The following is a 16,461-nucleotide window of genomic DNA, read 5'->3' as shown; positions in this document are numbered from 1 at the left end:
GTACGCAACGTCCGCGGCGGCCGGCGCAGGCCGGTCGCTGCCGACATCCGTGATCGCCGTTCACAGATGAGTGAGGCGAAGGAGAGAGTCATGAGCCAGCAAGTCGATAACATCAAACCCAGCTATCCGCTGTTCCGCGACGAAGACTACAAGGACATGCTTGCCAAGAAGCGCGATGCCTTCGAGGAGAAGCATCCGCAGGACAAGATCGACGAAGTCTTCCAGTGGACCACCACCCAGGAATACCAGGAGCTCAACTTCCAGCGCGAAGCCCTGACCGTGAACCCGGCCAAGGCCTGCCAGCCGCTGGGCTCGGTGCTCTGCGCCCTGGGCTTTGAGAAGACCATGCCCTACGTGCATGGCTCGCAGGGTTGCGTCGCCTACTTCCGTACCTACTTCAACCGGCATTTCAAGGAACCCATCTCCTGCGTGTCGGACTCCATGACTGAAGATGCGGCGGTGTTCGGCGGCCAGCAGAACATGAAGGACGGCCTGGCCAACTGCAAGGCCACCTACAAGCCGGACATGATCGCCGTGTCCACCACCTGCATGGCCGAGGTCATCGGCGACGACCTCAACGCCTTCATCAACAACTCGAAGAAGGAGGGCTTCATCCCCGAGGACTACCCGGTCCCCTATGCCCACACCCCGAGCTTCGTCGGCAGCCACGTCACCGGCTGGGACAACATGTTCGAGGGCATCGCCCGCTACTTCACCCTCAATCACATGGACGACAAGGTGGTCGGTAGCAACCACAAGATCAACGTCGTTCCCGGCTTCGAGACCTACCTGGGCAACTTCCGCGTGATCAAGCGCATGCTCAAGGAAATGGACGTCGGCTACAGCCTGCTCTCCGACCCGGAAGAAGTGCTCGATACCCCGGCCGACGGCCAGTTCCGCATGTACTCCGGCGGCACCACCCAGGACGAGATCAAGGATGCGCCCAACGCCCTGAACACCCTGCTGCTGCAACCCTGGCAGTTGGAAAAGACCAAGAAGTTCGTCGAAGGCACCTGGAAGCACGAGACGCCCAAGCTGAGCATCCCCATGGGCCTGGACTGGACCGACGAGTTCCTGATGAAGGTCAGCGAGATCACCGGCCAGCCGATCCCTGAAAGCCTGGCCAAGGAGCGCGGCCGCCTGGTCGACATGATGACCGACTCGCACACCTGGCTGCACGGCAAGCGCTTCGCGCTCTGGGGCGATCCGGACTTCGTCATGGGCATGGCCAAGTTCCTCCTGGAGCTGGGCGCCGAGCCGGTGCACATCCTCGCCCACAACGGCAACAAGCGCTGGAAGAAGGCCATGGACGCGATCCTGGAGTCCTCGCCCTACGGCAAGAACTGCACCGTGTACATCGGCAAGGATCTCTGGCACATGCGCTCGCTGGTGTTCACCGACAAGCCGGACTTCATGATCGGCAATAGCTACGGCAAGTTCATCCAGCGCGACACGCTGCACAAGGGCAAGGAATTCGAGGTGCCGCTGATCCGTCTCGGCTTCCCGATCTTCGACCGCCACCACCTGCATCGCCAGACCACCCTGGGCTACGAAGGCGCCATGCAGATGCTGACCACCCTCGTCAATGCCGTGCTCGAGCGCCTCGACGACGAGACCCGCGGCATGCAGAGCACCGACTACAACTACGACCTGGTTCGTTGACCGCGAGCGGGGAGGGCGACCTCCCCATCCTGGCCGGCCGACGCACCGCAATGGTCGTCGGCCGGCCAGCCCTATTTTCAGGAAGCCTCCCATGCCCAGTGTCATGATCAGCCGTAACAAGAATGGCCAGCTGACCTTCTACATCGCCAAGAAGGACCAGGAAGAAATCGTCGTCAGCCTGGAACACGACAGCCCCGAGCGCTGGGGCGGCGAAGTCGCCCTGGCCGATGGCTCCAGCTACTACCTCGAACCCCTCTCGGCACCGCCGAAACTGCCGATCACCCTGCGCGCCAAACGGGCCGGCGAGGGCTGAACGATGGCGCCCAGCAACGGACGGGCTCCGCTGCCGGCTCACCTGGCCCTGCGCATCGCCCTGGCGGCGCGCGAGCTGAACGGCGTGGATACCGGGCAACTGCTGCGCACCCTGCTCAGCGTCACCGGCGAGCCGATCACCGAAGCGCGGCTGGCCAGGCTGCGCCTAAACCGCCTGCGCAACCGCCTGCTGAGCAGCGTCGACGGGCCACCGCCGGTGCTCAGCGAGCGGCAATTGCAGCGTGCGCTCGGCCTGCTCAAGGGGCGTGGCGTGCGAATGCCCGAGGAACCGTTGCCGGCCATCGAGCCCTATCGCGAAGGCGAGTTGCCGGATTCGATCCGCATCGCCTGCACCTCCGACGGCGGCGAGCGCCTGGACGGCAGCTTCGGCAGCTGCGCGCGCTTTCTCGTCTACCAGATCTCGCCGAGCGCCAGCCGCCTGGTCGACCTGCGCGAGCCGGGGCCGGTCGCGCCCCACGAAGATCGCCATGCCCGCCGCGCCGAACTGCTGCACGACTGCCAGCTGCTCTACACCCTGAGCATCGGCGGGCCGGCGGCGGCCAAGGTGATTCGCGTCGGCACCCACCCGGTCAAGGTCATGCGGCCGATCCCGGCCCGCGAGATCGTCGAGGAACTGCAACAGGTACTGGCCAGCGCGCCGCCGCCCTGGCTGGCCAAGGCCATGGGCAGCGAGCCGGCCCCCCGCGTTTCCACGTCTGAAAGAGAGGACACCCCATGATCAGCCAGACCCAGCTCGACGCGGTCATCCGCCAGGCCGAGAACGCTCCGTTGGACGAGGCGCTGCTCGCCAGGCTGCGCAGCGAGCACCCTGGCATCCACTTCACCTGCTGCATGGACGACGACGTGGTGGTCAATGCCAAGCCGGTTGCCGAGCGGCCGGGGTTCAACGTCTATCTGGTCAACTCCAGCCAGCACTGCTCGGTGCTGAGCAACGACCTGGACGCCGCCTCGGGCATCGTCCTGGCCGAAGTCATCGCCGATTAGAGAGCGCCCATGCACAACGACGGTAGCGAGGACATCACCCCCCTGGCGGACTGCCGCGATTGCAGCTTTCGCGGCGACCTGCTGCCCAGCGGCCGCTGCACGCCGGGCGACCGCTGCGTGGCGATCCACAGCGGCCGGCAGATCGACCGTTTCTTCCGGCAGAATCCGCAGCTGGCCGTGCACTACCTGGCCGATCCGTTCTGGGAGCGGCGCGCCATCGCCGTGCGCTACGCCCCGGTGGAGGCGCTGCTGTCGATGATCCACGACGTCGACGAGGCGGTGCGTCGTGCCGTCGCCCACCGCCTGCCGCGCGAGCGCCTGGGCGAACTCATGCGTGACCCGGATCGGGAAGTACGCATCACCGTCGCCGACCGCCTGCCGGCCGAGCAGCTGGAACGGATGGCAGCCGACCCGGATTACCTAGTGCGCGCCTACGTGGTCCAGCGCATCGTCCCAGGGCGGCTGTTCCGCTTCATCCGCGACGAGGACCGCCAGGTGCGCAAGTTCGTCGCCCAGCGCCTGCCTGAGGAAAGCCTCGGACTGATGGTCACCGACCCCGAACCGGAAGTCCGCCGCCTGGTTGCCGCGCGCCTGCATGGCCAGGACGTGCTGGAAATGCTCCACGACCCCGACTGGACGGTACGCCTGGCCGCCGTGGAAAACGCCCCGCTCGAGGCCCTGCGCGAGCTGAACGAAGACGATCCCGAAGTCCAGGCTGCGATCGCGCAACGGTTGGGGTAGGTTGGGTGGACGCCCGATCCGAGATGATGCTTTTTAGGCTTTGGTAGGCCTGCCGGCCTGCATCGCCGCGAGGGCGCGCCTCCCACAGGTCCGCAGGCTGCTTGCTGCCTTTGTGAGCCCGACCACGGGGCGATGCTTTTCGCCTAGGGTGGGCCGGGCGGCGTTCCGCTTCAGCCCACCAATCAAGCCAGCGATCGCGAAGGATGCTGGTGGGCTAATGCCCACCCTACGGATCCGTACCGCCCGACCCGGCCTACGGGGCCACTCGCCGAATCCTTTGTTGCGAACCCGACATCTGGGCACGTTTGCGACAATTTTATTTCAATGAAAATCATATAAATCAATGAGTTAATTTTTGGTACAGGCATTGCACTCACCTCGTTGCGCATAACCACGACGACCGGAGGGTGCGATGAAAGCCAAGGACATTGCCGAGCTGCTCGACGAGCCCGCCTGCACGCACAACAAGAAGGAGAAGTCCGGCTGCGCCAAGCCGGCGCCGGGCGCCACCGATGGCGGCTGCGCCTTCGACGGCGCGCAGATCGCGCTGCTGCCGATCGCCGATGTGGCGCACATCGTCCATGGGCCCATCGCCTGCGCCGGCAGTTCCTGGGACAACCGCGGCACCCGCTCCAGCGGCCCGCAGTTGTACCGCATCGGCATGACCACCGATCTCTCCGAGCAGGACGTGATCATGGGGCGCGCCGAGAAGCGCCTGTTCCACGCCATCCGCCAGGCGGTGGAGAGCTACGCGCCGCCGGCGGTGTTCGTCTACAACACCTGCGTGCCGGCGCTGATCGGCGACGACCTCGACGCCGTGTGCAAGGCCGCCAGCGAGCATTTCGCCACCCCGGTGGTGCCGGTGGACGGCGCCGGTTTCTACGGTACCAAGAACCTCGGCAACCGCATCGCCGGCGATGCCATGGTCAAGCACGTGATCGGCACCCGCGAGCCCGACCCGCTGCCGGCCGGCAGCGAGCGCGCCGGCATCCGCGTGCACGACGTCAACCTGATCGGCGAATACAACATCGCCGGCGAGTTCTGGCACGTGCTGCCGCTGCTCGACGAGCTGGGCCTGCGCGTGCTCTGCACGCTGTCGGGCGATGCGCGTTTTCGCGAGGTGCAGACCATGCACCGCGCCGAGGTGAACATGATGGTCTGCTCCAAGGCCATGCTCAATGTCGCGCGCAAGCTGCAGGAGCGCTTCGGCACGCCCTGGTTCGAGGGCAGCTTCTACGGCATCACCGACACCTCGCAGGCGCTGCGCGACTTCGCCCGGCTGATCGGCGACGACGACCTCGCCGCGCGCACCGAAGCGCTGATCGCGCGCGAGGAAGCGAGGATTCGCGCGGCGCTGGAGCCCTGGCGCGAACGCCTGGCCGGCAAGCGCGTGCTGCTCTACACCGGCGGGGTCAAGTCCTGGTCGGTGATCTCCGCGCTGCAGGACCTGGGCATGAAGGTGGTCGCCACCGGCACCAAGAAATCCACCGAGGAGGACAAGGCGCGCATCCGCGAGCTGATGGGCGACGACGTCAAGATGCTCGACGAGGGCAACCCGCGCGCGTTGTTGCGCACGGTGGAGGAATACCGCGCCGACATCCTCATCGCCGGCGGTCGCAACATGTACACCGCGCTCAAGGGGCGCATCCCCTTCCTCGACATCAACCAGGAACGCGAATTCGGCTATGCCGGCTACGACGGCATGCGGGAACTGGTGCGCCAGCTGTGCCTGACCCTCGAGAGCCCGGTGTGGCCGGCGGTGCGCCAGCCGGCGCCGTGGGAGCGGCCCGCGTCGGCCGAGGCACAACCCCGCACGCTGGCGAACGCCTGAGGAGGTCGCGATGGCACAGATCATCAACCGCAACAAGGCGCTGGCGGTCAGCCCGCTGAAGGCCAGCCAGACCATGGGTGCCGCGCTGGCCTTCCTCGGCCTGGCGCGCAGCATGCCGTTGCTGCACGGTTCGCAGGGCTGCACGGCGTTCGCCAAGGTGTTCTTCGTCCGGCACTTCCGCGAGCCGGTGCCGTTGCAGACCACGGCGATGGATCAGGTCAGCTCGGTGATGGGCGCCGACGAGAACGTGGTCGAGGCGCTGCGCACCATTTGCGACAAGCAGCATCCAGCGGTGATCGGCCTGCTCAGCACCGCGCTGGCGGAGACCCAGGGCTGCGACCTGCACAGCGCCGTGCATCAGTTCCGCCGCGAATATCCCGAGTACGGCGACGTGGCCGTGGTGTCGGTGAACAGCCCGGACTTCAGCGGTTGCTTCGAGAGCGGTTTCGCCGCCGCGCTCAAGGCGATGATCGAGGCGCTGGTGCCCGAGCGCCGTGACCAGGTCGGCCAGCGGCCGCGCCAGGTCAACGTGCTGTGCAGCGCCAGCCTGACACCCGGCGACCTGGAATTCGTCGCCGAGAGCATCGAGAGCTTCGGCCTGCGGCCGTTGCTGATCCCCGACCTGTCCGGCTCGCTGGACGGCCATCTCGACGAGGCGGCCTTCAACCCGCTGACCACCGGCGGGCTGACCCTCGACGAGTTGGCCAGTGCCGGGCAGAGCGCCGCCACCCTGGTGATCGGCCAGAGCCTGACCGCCGCCGCCGATGCGCTGGCCGCCCGCAGCGGCGTACCGGACCGGCGTTTCGGCCTGCTGCTGGGCCTGGAGGCGGTGGATGCCTGGTTGATGGCGCTGAGCGAGATCAGCGGCAACCCGGTGCCGGAGCGCTGGCAGCGCCAGCGCCGGCAACTGCAGGACGCCATGCTCGATACCCATTTCATGCTCGGCGACGCGCGTCTGGGCATCGCCGCCGACCCCGACCTGCTGCTCGGTTTCTCCACCCTGGCGCGCGGCATGGGCGCGCAACTGGTGGCCGCGGTGGTGCCGGCGCGCGCGCCGGCGCTGGCCGACGCGCCGCTGGCGCGCATCCAGGTCGGTGACCTGGAGGACCTGGAGCAGGCCGCCCGCGACGGTGGCGCCCAACTGCTGCTCGGCAACAGCCACGCGCTGGCCAGCGCCGATCGCCTGGGCATTCCGCTGCTGCGCGTGGGCTTTCCGCAGTACGACCTGCTGGGCGGCTTCCAGCGCTGCTGGAGCGGTTACCGGGCCAGCGCGCAGGCGCTGTTCGACCTGGCCAACCTGCTTACCGAACACCATCGGGGTATCGCGCCGTATCGCTCGATCTATGCGCAGAAGCCCGCCTCCGACCATTCGCAATGGAGCCACTGAGCCATGGCCAGCCCCATCCGACAACTGCAGGTACTCGACGGCGAGAACGACGGCACGCTGCTCAAGGTGGCCTTCGCCTCGTCCGATCGGCGCACGGTCGACCAGCATTTCGGCTCGTCGCGGTCGTTCGTGTTCTACGGCATCGACCCCGAGCGGGCCGAGCTGCAATCGGTGGTGGAATTCGGCGAGCTCGACCAGGACGGCAACGAGGACAAGCTGGCGGCCAAGCTGGAACTGCTCGATGGCTGCATCGCGGTGTACTGCCGCGCCTGCGGCGCCTCGGCGGTACGCCAGCTGCTGGCGATCGGTGTACAGCCGGTCAAGGTCAGCGAGGCCGAGGGCATCGCCGAACTGATCGAAACGCTGCAGGCCGAGCTGCGCGAAGGCCCTTCGGCCTGGCTGGCCAAGGCGATCCGGCGTACCCGTGGCACGCCGGACCAGCAACGTTTCGAGGCCATGGCCGGCGAGGCCTGGGACGAATAGCCCGACACCCGCAATCGAGGACAGCGTTATGTATGCAGAAGAACAGCAGGCGGTCGTTCGCGACGACGACCCGGCCCTGCAGGACCCGGTGATCAAGCAGATGGTGGTGCAACTGCGCGCCATGGACAGCTACGGCACCTACGACACCTGGAGCGACGCGCGGGTGCTCGACCCGCTGGTGCTGACCCGCGAGCGGCGCCGGGCGATCCCCATCGTCGGCGATCCGGACGAGGTCACCCTGTCGCGGGTCAAGGCCTTCTACAACGCCCTGGCGCAGATGATCGAGCGCGAGACCGGGCTGCTCGCGGTGCCGGTGATCAACATCACCCACGAGGGTTTCGGCCGCGCGCTGATCCTGGTCGGCAAGCTGGTGGCGCTGGACAAGACCCTGCGCGACGTCCACCGCTTCGGCTTCGAGTCGCTCGAGGCACTGTCGCTCGACGCGCAGAAACTGCTGGGCAAGGCGAGCGCGCTGGTCGCCGAGCACCGTGCGGTCGCCGAGTTGTAAGAGGAGGCGAGCCGATGACCGAAGAGGAACTCAAGGCGTTGAAGAAGGAAGTCAGCCAGAAGAAGCGCATCGCCACCGAATGGGCGTCGCAGATCCACGACCTGGTCGAGGACCGGCTGCTGATCGATTACCGGCAATTGCCGGAACTGGCGACGCAGGCACACCAGGCCTGCCTCGACTGGGTCGAGGCCAACGCCCGGCTGGAAGCTGCCGGCAACGCCTGACCGCCAATACAGAGCGGGCCCGAGCCCGCCGTATCCCTAACCGTAGGCCGCCGCCATGCCATTGGCGCGCAGGAGATGACAGATGGAAGCAGTGATAACCGGGCGTACGCGCGGTGGCGCCGAATGGGTGCCGCAGTTCGTCACCGCCGTCGATGCGCAGAGGTGCATCGGTTGCGGGCGTTGCTACAAGGTGTGCCCGCGCGACGTGTTCGAGCTGGTGGAGCGCTCCGGCATGGTGGACGAAGACGACGACCTCTACGACGAGGACGACGAGATAATGATCATGGCCATCGCCGACGGCCTCGACTGCATCGGCTGCAAGGCCTGTGCGGCGGTCTGCCCGAAACAATGCCATACCCATCAGGCGCTGGCCGGTTGAGGAGCTGCTGACATGCCAAGACCCGACTACCACATCTTCCTCTGCCTGCAGCGCCGCGCCGAGGGGCACCCGCGCGGCAGTTGCGCGGCGAAGGGCGGCGAAGCCCTGTTCGACGCCTTCTCCCAGGCCCTGATCCGGCGCAATCTGATCGGCCGCATCGCCTTGACCGGCACCGGCTGCCTGGGGCCCTGCCAGGCCGGCGCCAATGTGCTGATCTACCCGGGCGCATTGATGTACAGCTGGGTGGAGCCGGCGGACGCCGACGGCATCCTCACGCATCTGCTCGAAGGCGAGCCCTTCACCGACAAGCTCACCCCCGCGGAGCTCTGGTGAGGCATGGGTGAGGTGCTGTTGCTGGAGCCCGAACGGGCGTTCTTTTCCGACCGCACACCGACCGGGCTGCGCTACCTGCTGAACAGTGCGCGCGGCCTCGAGCATCCGGCGGCGGTCGAAGCCCTGCTACTGGAGGCCCGGCAGCGCTGGCGCGAGGAGCCGGACGCACATGTCGGCCTGTACAAGTTCTACATTCTCCAGGCCCGCTACGCGGAGGCCGAAGCCGCCGTATGGGAAGCCCTGCGGCGGGCCGCGGCCTGTGCCGGCTTCAGCCGCAACTACCGGCGCCTGCACCCTGCCAGCGCCGATTGGCAGACGCGCCGCGGTGCCGAGCGGCTGTATCTGTTCAGCCTCAAGGCGCTGGGCGTGATCCGCCTGCGCCGTGGCAAGGTGGACAACGCGCGGCGGGTGCTGGAGAAGCTGCTGCAGCTCGATCCGGGCAACGAGATCGGCGGCGAGGCGTTCCTGCAGATCGCCCGCGCCTTCGAGGAGGAAAACTGATGGCGCCATCGTTCGAAGCACGCCTGCAGGCGGCGCGGCCGCTGTTCGGCGAAATCCAGCGTGCGCTGCAGGATTGCCTGCAGCGTTCGGCCATCCGCCTGCAGCTGCCCGACGAGCGTGAACCGTCGCGCAGCGAAGTGCGGGTCGATCCGTTCGATCGCAGCGAATGCTTCTACAGCGAATGGCGCAGCGCCCAGGGCGATTTGCTCGGCAGCATGCAGATCAACGGTGACGGTCAGGTCTACGCCGAGTTCGACGTGCTGCTGGCGCATCCGCACAAGCCGGCCTGGATGGTGGAGGCCGTCGCCGCCTGGGGGGGGCCGGGGGCGCTGAAAAGCGAGTTGCGCCTGCTGCCGGCGCTCGATCATGAATGAGCTCTATGACTGGCTGCTGGCCAGCGCCGCGCAGGCGCGGACTGTCGAACATCTGTGCCTGGGGTTGAACTGGACGCTGGCCGAAGTCGACGGCGACCAGGGCTTCGCCTTCAGCCCGCGCCAGGTGCCGCGCACGCTCGGCTGGTCGGGCACGCTTGCCGGACAGGGCAACGCCGCGCTGCTGCCCTGGCTGCAGTCATGGAACAGCGCCGAAGCCGCGGTCGGCCTGGCTGTGCTCAACGCCAGCGTGAACACGGCGGCGGGTTGCCAGCGCGAGGCGCAGGCACTGCGCACGCAGGCACCGGGGCATCTGCAGGTGTTCGCACATTTCCGTTCACGGCTGGCGGGCCAGCGGGTCGTGGTGATCGGCCATTATCCCGGCCTCGAACGGCTCTGGCAGGACCAGCCCTACCAGTGCCTGGAGCGCCAGCAGCAGGAGGGCGACCTGCCCGATTGCGCCGTCGAGTACCTGCTGCCCGAGGCCGACTGGGTGTTCGTCAGCGCCAGCAGCATCGCCAACAAGACCTTGCCGCGCCTGCTCGAGCTGTCGCGCCAGGCACAAGTGGTGCTGATGGGGCCGAGCCTGCCCTGGCTGGACGGTTGGCGGCGCTTCGGCGTGGATTACCTGGCCGGGGTTCGCGTGGCCGACCCCGCCGGGGTGCGGCGGGTAGTGGCCGAAGGCGGCGGCACGCGGCTGTTCGCCGGGCCGGTGGAGTATGCCTTGATGACGCTCGGGAAATGATGGGGTCTCACGGCCGGCCGGGCTGGCGGATGCTGATCTGTCACAAGCACCCGGTCAGCGCGCGCCTGCATTTCCTCGTGCCGCAGCGCGGCGGGGTGGTCTTGCCGCAGCCCCTTCCGGCCCTCGCGGTATTCGCTGAACCGCCGATGCTGGGCGATCTGCTGGTCCATCCTGCGGGCGCTCTGCGCAGCCTGCAGCGCGAACTGGGGATCGAGAAACCGCTGGAGCTGGTGGCCGATTACCGGGTCGGCCCCGAAGTGTCGGGCGAGGTTCTGCCGGTATTCCTCGCCGCACTGGACGGGCACGATCGGTGCCGGGCGGCCATCGGAACCCACTGGATCGAACCGACGCAGAGCATCGGTATGCCCTGGCTGGACCGCGAACTGCTCAGGCGGGCCTATGAGGTGCAGATCGGGTGAAGCGCACACGCGTGGATGAGGGACTGCTGGCCGGGGCACGAAGCGGAGAAGCCCAGCGGGACGCCGGGCTTTCGGCTACCTCGGCATATCAGGCGCGCAGCAGCGCCTTGGCCATCTTCGGCGACAGCTGGGCTTCGCTGAACTGTGGCTCGTTCGGCGGATAGAGCAGGTCCTCGATGATGCTGTAGCCGTGTTCCTTGCCGAGGGCGATCACGTCGCGGACCTTTTCACAGGCTCTGAGTTTTTCGCCGAGCGCCGGGTCGTTCAGGGCTTGGTTCGAGAAGGCTTGGATTTCCTTGATGGACATAGGGTTCTCTCTGTTGCGATGACTGGAACCAGCGCCGAACGGCTGGCGAGGCATGCCATAGCAACATCGATGCCTGAGATCATTCCATTGAATATCAATGGTTTATGAGGTTTTGACGAGCCGCCGATTGTCGTATTGGCGACAATCGGACAACAGCCGGGCTCAACCCAGCAGGGCCACGGCCTTGATCTGGGCCCACAGCGGCAGCCCGGGAGCAATGCCCAACTGGTCGGCCGAGCGGCGAGTGATGCGCGCCAGCAGCGGCGTGCCGCCGGCATCCAGGCGCACCAGTACGTGGGCCGGGGTATCTGCCGCGGCCAGCGCTTCGACTCGCGCCGGCAGCAGATTGGTGATGCTGCTGCCCTCGGCACGGGTCAGCGCCAGGCTGACGTCGCGGGCATGCACGCGAAAGCGCAGGCGCTGGCCGAGCGCTTCCGACCGCTGCGCCACCAGCACCTCGCCGCCAGGGAAGGTCAGGCGGGTCAGGTGGTAGGCGTCGTCGTGTTCGGCCACGTGGGATTCGACCACCACGCCGGCGTCCTCGCCGAGGGCGGTGGGCAGGTCCAGTCGTGCAAGGGTTTCGCGCAGGCCGCCGGCGGCTACCGCCCGGCCCTGGTCGAGCAACACCACGTGATCGGCCAGCCGCGCCACTTCGTCCGGCGAATGGCTGACGTAGAGCACCGGAATGTCGAGTTCGTCGTGCAGGCGTTCCAGGTAGGGCAGGATTTCGTTCTTGCGCCTGAGGTCCAGCGCCGCCAGCGGTTCGTCCATCAGCAGCAGGCGCGGGCTGGTGAGCAGCGCGCGGGCGATGCCGACGCGCTGGCGCTCACCCCCGGACAGCGTACCCGGCAGGCGCTCCAGCAGGTGCTCGATGCCGAGCAGTTTCACCACATGGTCCCAGTCCACCCGGCGCTGGTCGGTCTTGACCCGGCGCAGGCCGTATTCCAGGTTGCGCCGTGCCGTGAGGTGTGGGAACAGGCTGGCTTCCTGGAACACATAACCCAGGGCGCGCTCGTGCGTCGGGACGAACAGCCCGCTCGCACTGTCCTGCCAGCGTTCGCCGTTGACTTCCAGGTACGCCTCGCCGGCGCGCTCCAGGCCGGCGACGCAGCGCAGGCAGGTGGTCTTGCCCGAGCCCGAATGGCCGAACAGCGCCGTCACGCCGCGGCCAGGCAGGGCGAGGTCGACGTCCAGTTCGAAGCCGGGCCAGGCCAGGCGGAAGCGGGCGTGGATCTGCCCGGCGGTTGGTGAGTCGTTCATGCACGAATCCCTTCAATTGAGGCCAGGCTTGAAACGGCGGCTGGAGTACAGCACCAGCAGCACGCAGAAGGAGAACGCCAGCATGCCACCGGCCAACCAGTGGGCCTGGGTATACTCCATGGCCTCGACGTGGTCGAAGATCTGTACCGAGACCGTGCGGGTGACACCGGGGATGTTGCCGCCGATCATCAACACCACGCCGAACTCGCCGACGGTATGGGCGAAGCCGAGGATCGAGGCGGTGACGAAGCCCGGCCGCGCCAGCGGCAGCACCACGCTGAAAAAGGTGTCCCAGGGACTGGCGCGCAGGGTGGCGGCTACTTCCAGCGGACGCTCACCGATGGCTTCGAAGGCGTTCTGCAGGGGTTGCACGACGAAGGGCATGGAGTAAAGCACCGAGCCCACCACCAGACCGGCGAAGGTAAAGGGCAGCAGACCGAGGCCGAGGCTCTGGGTCAGCTGGCCAACCAGGCCGTTAGGGCCCATGGCGGTGAGCAGATAGAAGCCCAGCACGGTCGGCGGCAACACCAGTGGCAGTGCCACCACTGCGCCGACCGGCCCCTTGAGCGGCGAATGAGTACGCGCCAGCCACCATGCCAGCGGCGTGCCGATCAGCAACAGCAGTGCGGTGGTGAGGCTGGCCAGCTTGAAGGTCAGCCAGATCGCTGCGAAATCGACGCTGTCGAGCATCATCGCGGTTCAGTCCAGCTCATAGCCGTAGGCGCGAATCAGCGCGGCGGCGGTATCGCCCCTGAGGTAGTCGAGCAGCGCCTGTGCCGCCGGGTTGCCCTCGCCATGGCGAAGCAGCAGGGCGTCCTGGCGGATCGCCGCGTGCTGGTCGGCCGGCACCACCCAGGCCGAGCCGCGGGCGATGCGGCCGTCCTCGGTCACCTGGGACAGCGCGACGAAGCCCAGCTCGGCATTGCCGCTGGCGACGAACTGGTGGGCCTGGGCAATGTTCTCGCCCTGCACGAAGCGTGGCTGCAGCCGTTCGCGCAGGCCCAGGCGGTCTAAGGTTTCCAGTGCCGCGGCGCCGTAGGGGGCGGTTTTGGGATTGGCCAGGGCCAGGTGACGGAAGTCGCCGTCGGCGAGGATGCGCCCCTGCGGATCGACATAACCCTCGCGCGCCGACCACAGCACCAGGCTGCCGATGGCATAGGTGAAGCGGCTACCGGAGACGCCGGAACCCTCGTCCTCGAGTCGTGCCGGTGTGCTGTCGTCGGCCGCCAGCAGGATGTCGAAGGGCGCGCCATTGTTGATTTGCGCGTAGAACTTGCCGGTGGCGCCGAAGGCCAGCACGGCGCGGTGGCCGGTGTCGCGGGCGAAGGCGGCGGCGATTTTCTGCATTGGCGCGGTGAAGTTGGCCGCCACGGCCACCTGCACGTCGTCGGCGATGGCGGTTAGTGGCAGGCAGAGCAGCAGGGCGGCGCAGAAACGGCGGACAGGATGCATGGCGACTCCTTTCAATCGACGGCGATGATGACGTGGGATGCCTTGATCAGCGCGGTGCAGGGCTGGCCCAGGGCCAGGCCGAGCTCTTCGGCGCTCTCGTTGGTGATCACGGCGCTTAGGGTTCGGTTGCCCGGCAGCAGCAGCTTTACCTCGCAGTTCACCGCGCCCGGCATCAGCGCGCTGATGGTGCCGGTGAGGCGATTGCGGGCGCTGATCCTCACGTCAGGATCGGGCGAGAGCAGCACGAAGCTGGCCTTGATCAGCGCCATGGCGGTATTGCCGGGCGCCAACTGCAGTTCGTCGATGCTGTCGTTGGTCAGCGTGGCGCTGATGCACAGGCCTGCGCCGATATCCAGGCGCACGCTGCCATTGACGGCACCCTTGTCGACTGCGGTGATGCGGCCGCGGAATTGATTGCGTGCGCTGGTCTTCATGGCGATGGCCCTCAGTAGCCGGTCGATGTCGTCGAAGCCTTCGATGCCCTCGGCGACCCGGGCGAGAAAGCGCTCGTATTCGGCCTGCATGCGGCGCCATACGTGGAGCATCTCGCGGCCGAAGTCGGTCAGGCGCGTGCCGCCGCCCTGAGCGCCGCCGGCAGAGCAGATCACCAACGGCCGCTCGGACAGGTTGTTCATGGCATCTACTGCATCCCAGGCGGCCTTGTAGCTCAGCTTGATGGCCTTGGCAGCGCGGCTGATGGAACCGGTGGCCTCGATCTGCTCCAGCAGGTCGATGCGCTTGCCGCCCAGATAGCCTTTCTCGCCCCGGTTGAACCAGAGCTGGCCGTCGATGCGCAGGGGTAGGTCCGCTTCGTTCATGTCGTTTCCTCGGGCTCCCGCTCTGGGCGGAGCAGGCAAGAATGCATCCAGTCCTGTTTTCTAAAATAAATCCATTGAAATCAAAAGGTTAATGCTTTTATGGGCGCCCCGTGAGCTGTCTGGAAGATGACATTGTGTGAATCGCTATATCGTTTTGTATATAGCGCTACAGAGGTATTCCGGCCAGCCCGAGAACTGCAGCCTGGTGTGTCGCAAAGCCGACATTGCGCCCCATGCGTACCGTTCGCGACAGCGGAAAGGCCGCGCGATGAATCTATATGTATTTGAAAAATAATTGTTTTTCAGCTTGGCAAGGCTGGGCATGGGCGTTGCAGAAGTACCTGTGCCGGGTGGCCAGATCGCCGCCACAGCCGAGGAGACATGCCGATGATTACCCTGACTGAAAGCGCCAAGAGTGCGATTAACCGCTTCATCAGCAACGCCGACAAACCCACCGCCGGCTTGCGCATCCGCGTCGAGGGCGGCGGCTGTGCGGGGCTGAAGTACAGCCTGAAGCTGGAAGAGCAAGGCCTCGACGGGGACCAGCAGGTCGACTGCGGCGCCTTCACCGTGCTGATCGACGACGCCAGCGCACCGCTGCTCGACGGTGTGACCATGGACTTCGTCGACAGCATGGAAGGCAGCGGCTTCACCTTCGTCAACCCGAACGCCCGCAGCGGTTGTAGCTGCGGCAAGTCCTTCGCCTGCTAAGCGCCATTCGAGGCGGCCGGCCACGACCGGCCACCCAGCATTCACCGGGAGATCAGCCGTCATGTGGGATTATTCGGAAAAGGTCAAAGAACACTTCTACAACCCGAAGAACGCCGGCGCCGTGGCCGAGGCCAATGCCGTCGGTGACGTCGGCTCGCTGAGCTGCGGCGATGCCCTGCGGCTGTCGCTGAAGGTCGATCCGGACACCGACGTGATTCTCGACGCCGGCTTCCAGACCTTCGGCTGCGGCTCGGCGATCGCATCGAGCTCGGCGCTGACCGAGATGGTCAAGGGGCTGACCGTCGACGAGGCGCTGAAGATCAGCAACCAGGACATCGCCGACTTCCTCGACGGCCTGCCGCCGGAGAAGATGCACTGCTCGGTGATGGGTCGCGAGGCCTTGCAGGCAGCGGTGGCCAACTACCGCGGCGAAACCCTCGAGGACGACCACGAGGAAGGCGCGCTAGTGTGCAAGTGCTTCGCCATCGACGAGGTGATGGTGCGCGAGACCATCCGTGCCAACCGGCTCTCCAGCGTCGAGGACGTGACCAACTACACCAAGGCCGGCGGCGGTTGCTCGTCCTGCCATGAAGGCATCGAGCGGTTGCTGGTCGAAGAGCTGGCCGCGCGCGGCGAGATCTTCGTTCCGGCCGGTACCGGCGCCAAGGCAGCGAAGAAGGCCAAGGCGCCGCTGGTGACCCTGGAAACCCCGCCGGTGGCTCCGCAGGCGGCGCCCACCGCGCCGCGCCTGACCACCCTGCAGCGCATCCGCCGCGTCGAACGCGTGCTCGAATCGATCCGCCCGACCCTGCAGCGCGACCACGGCGACGTCGAGTTGCTGGATGTCGAGGGCAAGAACATTTACGTCAAGCTGACCGGCGCCTGCACCGGCTGCCAGATGGCCAGCATGACGCTGTCCGGCATCCAGCAGCGGCTGATCGAGGAGCTCGGCGAGTTCGTCAAGGTGGTCCCGGTCAGCTCCCCGGCCCACAGCGCGATGGCGGAGGTGTGA

Annotated in this window: 23 protein-coding genes; 18 read left to right on the top strand and 5 right to left on the bottom strand. The window is 66.8% G+C overall.

Going from position 1 to position 16,461, the window contains the following annotated elements:
* Positions 1–90 precede the first annotated feature (90 nt).
* From nifK to P5703_RS14430, 16 genes are all read left to right on the top strand, one after another.
* A complete protein-coding gene (gene nifK, locus P5703_RS14505; RefSeq protein ID WP_011912506.1) occupies positions 91–1,662 on the top strand; it encodes a nitrogenase molybdenum-iron protein subunit beta in 1,572 nt (523 codons plus the stop codon).
* A gap of 91 nt (positions 1,663–1,753) precedes the next feature.
* Positions 1,754–1,975, top strand: a complete 222-nt coding sequence (nifT, locus tag P5703_RS14500) for a putative nitrogen fixation protein NifT (protein ID WP_003297996.1) — start codon at positions 1,754–1,756, stop codon at positions 1,973–1,975.
* Between the two features lie 3 nt (positions 1,976–1,978).
* Positions 1,979–2,713, top strand: a complete 735-nt coding sequence (locus tag P5703_RS14495; protein WP_279641262.1) for a dinitrogenase iron-molybdenum cofactor N-terminal domain-containing protein — start codon at positions 1,979–1,981, stop codon at positions 2,711–2,713.
* Positions 2,710–2,979 carry a DUF6129 family protein gene (locus P5703_RS14490; protein WP_042921681.1) on the top strand — a complete coding sequence of 90 codons (270 nt, stop codon included), beginning with the start codon at positions 2,710–2,712 and terminating at the stop codon, positions 2,977–2,979. The genes P5703_RS14495 and P5703_RS14490 overlap by 4 nt, the downstream gene beginning before the upstream one ends.
* A 9-nt stretch (positions 2,980–2,988) precedes the next feature.
* On the top strand, positions 2,989–3,720 hold the full coding sequence (locus P5703_RS14485; RefSeq protein ID WP_279641261.1) for a 4Fe4S-binding leucine-rich repeat protein: 732 nt from the start codon (positions 2,989–2,991) through the stop codon (positions 3,718–3,720).
* 412 nt (positions 3,721–4,132) lie between these two features.
* The gene (gene nifE, locus P5703_RS14480; protein WP_042921686.1) at positions 4,133–5,551 is read left to right on the top strand and encodes a nitrogenase iron-molybdenum cofactor biosynthesis protein NifE; all 1,419 of its coding nucleotides are present in this window, start codon (positions 4,133–4,135) and stop codon (positions 5,549–5,551) included.
* 10 nt (positions 5,552–5,561) lie between these two features.
* Positions 5,562–6,938: a nitrogenase iron-molybdenum cofactor biosynthesis protein NifN gene (gene nifN, locus P5703_RS14475; RefSeq protein WP_279641259.1), complete on the top strand. Its 1,377-nt coding sequence runs from the start codon at positions 5,562–5,564 to the stop codon at positions 6,936–6,938.
* A gap of 3 nt (positions 6,939–6,941) precedes the next feature.
* Positions 6,942–7,421, top strand: coding sequence for a NifB/NifX family molybdenum-iron cluster-binding protein (locus tag P5703_RS14470; protein ID WP_011912512.1), 480 nt, complete (start codon positions 6,942–6,944; stop codon positions 7,419–7,421).
* 28 nt (positions 7,422–7,449) lie between these two features.
* Entirely contained in the window at positions 7,450–7,929 is a 480-nt protein-coding gene (locus tag P5703_RS14465) for a NifX-associated nitrogen fixation protein (RefSeq protein WP_279641258.1), read from the top strand.
* Between the two features lie 14 nt (positions 7,930–7,943).
* Complete coding sequence (locus tag P5703_RS14460) at positions 7,944–8,153, top strand: CCE_0567 family metalloprotein (protein ID WP_014596168.1); 210 nt, start codon at positions 7,944–7,946, stop codon at positions 8,151–8,153.
* Positions 8,154–8,235: 82 nt separating this feature from the next.
* Positions 8,236–8,532, top strand: a complete 297-nt coding sequence (gene fdxB / locus P5703_RS14455) for a ferredoxin III, nif-specific (protein ID WP_014596169.1) — start codon at positions 8,236–8,238, stop codon at positions 8,530–8,532.
* A gap of 12 nt (positions 8,533–8,544) precedes the next feature.
* On the top strand, positions 8,545–8,865 hold the full coding sequence (locus P5703_RS14450; RefSeq protein WP_014596170.1) for a 2Fe-2S ferredoxin: 321 nt from the start codon (positions 8,545–8,547) through the stop codon (positions 8,863–8,865).
* A gap of 3 nt (positions 8,866–8,868) precedes the next feature.
* A complete protein-coding gene (locus P5703_RS14445) occupies positions 8,869–9,366 on the top strand; it encodes a tetratricopeptide repeat protein (protein WP_014596171.1) in 498 nt (165 codons plus the stop codon).
* Positions 9,366–9,740 carry a hypothetical protein gene (locus P5703_RS14440; protein ID WP_095460939.1) on the top strand — a complete coding sequence of 125 codons (375 nt, stop codon included), beginning with the start codon at positions 9,366–9,368 and terminating at the stop codon, positions 9,738–9,740. Before P5703_RS14445 ends, P5703_RS14440 begins: the two co-directional genes overlap by 1 nt.
* The gene (locus P5703_RS14435; protein ID WP_014596173.1) at positions 9,733–10,482 is read left to right on the top strand and encodes a DUF364 domain-containing protein; all 750 of its coding nucleotides are present in this window, start codon (positions 9,733–9,735) and stop codon (positions 10,480–10,482) included. Before P5703_RS14440 ends, P5703_RS14435 begins: the two co-directional genes overlap by 8 nt.
* Positions 10,479–10,901, top strand: coding sequence for a hypothetical protein (locus P5703_RS14430; RefSeq protein ID WP_232102515.1), 423 nt, complete (start codon positions 10,479–10,481; stop codon positions 10,899–10,901). Before P5703_RS14435 ends, P5703_RS14430 begins: the two co-directional genes overlap by 4 nt.
* Positions 10,902–10,989: 88 nt before the next feature.
* On the opposite strand, the gene P5703_RS14425 is transcribed toward P5703_RS14430, so the two are convergent.
* From P5703_RS14425 to P5703_RS14405, 5 genes are all read right to left on the bottom strand, one after another.
* Positions 10,990–11,208 (bottom strand): Nif11-like leader peptide family natural product precursor, encoded by a 219-nt coding sequence (locus P5703_RS14425; RefSeq protein WP_014596175.1) that lies wholly within the window; start codon positions 11,206–11,208, stop codon positions 10,990–10,992.
* A 162-nt stretch (positions 11,209–11,370) separates the two neighbouring features.
* Positions 11,371–12,468: a molybdenum ABC transporter ATP-binding protein gene (gene modC, locus P5703_RS14420; RefSeq protein ID WP_014596176.1), complete on the bottom strand. Its 1,098-nt coding sequence runs from the start codon at positions 12,466–12,468 to the stop codon at positions 11,371–11,373.
* Between the two features lie 12 nt (positions 12,469–12,480).
* Positions 12,481–13,161: a molybdate ABC transporter permease subunit gene (gene modB / locus P5703_RS14415; RefSeq protein ID WP_014596177.1), complete on the bottom strand. Its 681-nt coding sequence runs from the start codon at positions 13,159–13,161 to the stop codon at positions 12,481–12,483.
* A gap of 6 nt (positions 13,162–13,167) precedes the next feature.
* Complete coding sequence (modA, locus tag P5703_RS14410; protein WP_014596178.1) at positions 13,168–13,920, bottom strand: molybdate ABC transporter substrate-binding protein; 753 nt, start codon at positions 13,918–13,920, stop codon at positions 13,168–13,170.
* Between the two features lie 11 nt (positions 13,921–13,931).
* A complete protein-coding gene (locus tag P5703_RS14405; RefSeq protein WP_014596179.1) occupies positions 13,932–14,738 on the bottom strand; it encodes a TOBE domain-containing protein in 807 nt (268 codons plus the stop codon).
* A gap of 387 nt (positions 14,739–15,125) precedes the next feature.
* Here P5703_RS14405 and P5703_RS14400 point away from each other — a divergent pair, with 387 nt between their 5' ends.
* Positions 15,126–15,449 carry an iron-sulfur cluster assembly accessory protein gene (locus P5703_RS14400; protein ID WP_014596180.1) on the top strand — a complete coding sequence of 108 codons (324 nt, stop codon included), beginning with the start codon at positions 15,126–15,128 and terminating at the stop codon, positions 15,447–15,449.
* Positions 15,450–15,510: 61 nt separating this feature from the next.
* Complete coding sequence (nifU, locus tag P5703_RS14395; protein WP_014596181.1) at positions 15,511–16,461, top strand: Fe-S cluster assembly protein NifU; 951 nt, start codon at positions 15,511–15,513, stop codon at positions 16,459–16,461.

Source organism: Stutzerimonas sp. FeSN7, from assembly GCF_030263795.1.
In the GTDB taxonomy this organism is placed as follows: Bacteria; Pseudomonadota; Gammaproteobacteria; order Pseudomonadales; family Pseudomonadaceae; genus Stutzerimonas; species Stutzerimonas stutzeri.
Note: the sequence above shows the minus strand (reverse complement) of the source record. Positions and strands in the feature narration are given on the sequence as shown.

Coding starts and splice junctions, on each gene's coding strand:
- nifK (WP_011912506.1), top strand. CDS start 91: ATGAGCCAGCAAGTCGATAACATCAAACCCAGCTATCCGCTGTTCCGC.
- nifT (WP_003297996.1), top strand. CDS start 1,754: ATGCCCAGTGTCATGATCAGCCGTAACAAGAATGGCCAGCTGACCTTC.
- P5703_RS14495 (WP_279641262.1), top strand. CDS start 1,979: ATGGCGCCCAGCAACGGACGGGCTCCGCTGCCGGCTCACCTGGCCCTG.
- P5703_RS14490 (WP_042921681.1), top strand. CDS start 2,710: ATGATCAGCCAGACCCAGCTCGACGCGGTCATCCGCCAGGCCGAGAAC.
- P5703_RS14485 (WP_279641261.1), top strand. CDS start 2,989: ATGCACAACGACGGTAGCGAGGACATCACCCCCCTGGCGGACTGCCGC.
- nifE (WP_042921686.1), top strand. CDS start 4,133: ATGAAAGCCAAGGACATTGCCGAGCTGCTCGACGAGCCCGCCTGCACG.
- nifN (WP_279641259.1), top strand. CDS start 5,562: ATGGCACAGATCATCAACCGCAACAAGGCGCTGGCGGTCAGCCCGCTG.
- P5703_RS14470 (WP_011912512.1), top strand. CDS start 6,942: ATGGCCAGCCCCATCCGACAACTGCAGGTACTCGACGGCGAGAACGAC.
- P5703_RS14465 (WP_279641258.1), top strand. CDS start 7,450: ATGTATGCAGAAGAACAGCAGGCGGTCGTTCGCGACGACGACCCGGCC.
- P5703_RS14460 (WP_014596168.1), top strand. CDS start 7,944: ATGACCGAAGAGGAACTCAAGGCGTTGAAGAAGGAAGTCAGCCAGAAG.
- fdxB (WP_014596169.1), top strand. CDS start 8,236: ATGGAAGCAGTGATAACCGGGCGTACGCGCGGTGGCGCCGAATGGGTG.
- P5703_RS14450 (WP_014596170.1), top strand. CDS start 8,545: ATGCCAAGACCCGACTACCACATCTTCCTCTGCCTGCAGCGCCGCGCC.
- P5703_RS14445 (WP_014596171.1), top strand. CDS start 8,869: ATGGGTGAGGTGCTGTTGCTGGAGCCCGAACGGGCGTTCTTTTCCGAC.
- P5703_RS14440 (WP_095460939.1), top strand. CDS start 9,366: ATGGCGCCATCGTTCGAAGCACGCCTGCAGGCGGCGCGGCCGCTGTTC.
- P5703_RS14435 (WP_014596173.1), top strand. CDS start 9,733: ATGAATGAGCTCTATGACTGGCTGCTGGCCAGCGCCGCGCAGGCGCGG.
- P5703_RS14430 (WP_232102515.1), top strand. CDS start 10,479: ATGATGGGGTCTCACGGCCGGCCGGGCTGGCGGATGCTGATCTGTCAC.
- P5703_RS14425 (WP_014596175.1), bottom strand. CDS start 11,208: ATGTCCATCAAGGAAATCCAAGCCTTCTCGAACCAAGCCCTGAACGAC.
- modC (WP_014596176.1), bottom strand. CDS start 12,468: ATGAACGACTCACCAACCGCCGGGCAGATCCACGCCCGCTTCCGCCTG.
- modB (WP_014596177.1), bottom strand. CDS start 13,161: ATGATGCTCGACAGCGTCGATTTCGCAGCGATCTGGCTGACCTTCAAG.
- modA (WP_014596178.1), bottom strand. CDS start 13,920: ATGCATCCTGTCCGCCGTTTCTGCGCCGCCCTGCTGCTCTGCCTGCCA.
- P5703_RS14405 (WP_014596179.1), bottom strand. CDS start 14,738: ATGAACGAAGCGGACCTACCCCTGCGCATCGACGGCCAGCTCTGGTTC.
- P5703_RS14400 (WP_014596180.1), top strand. CDS start 15,126: ATGATTACCCTGACTGAAAGCGCCAAGAGTGCGATTAACCGCTTCATC.
- nifU (WP_014596181.1), top strand. CDS start 15,511: ATGTGGGATTATTCGGAAAAGGTCAAAGAACACTTCTACAACCCGAAG.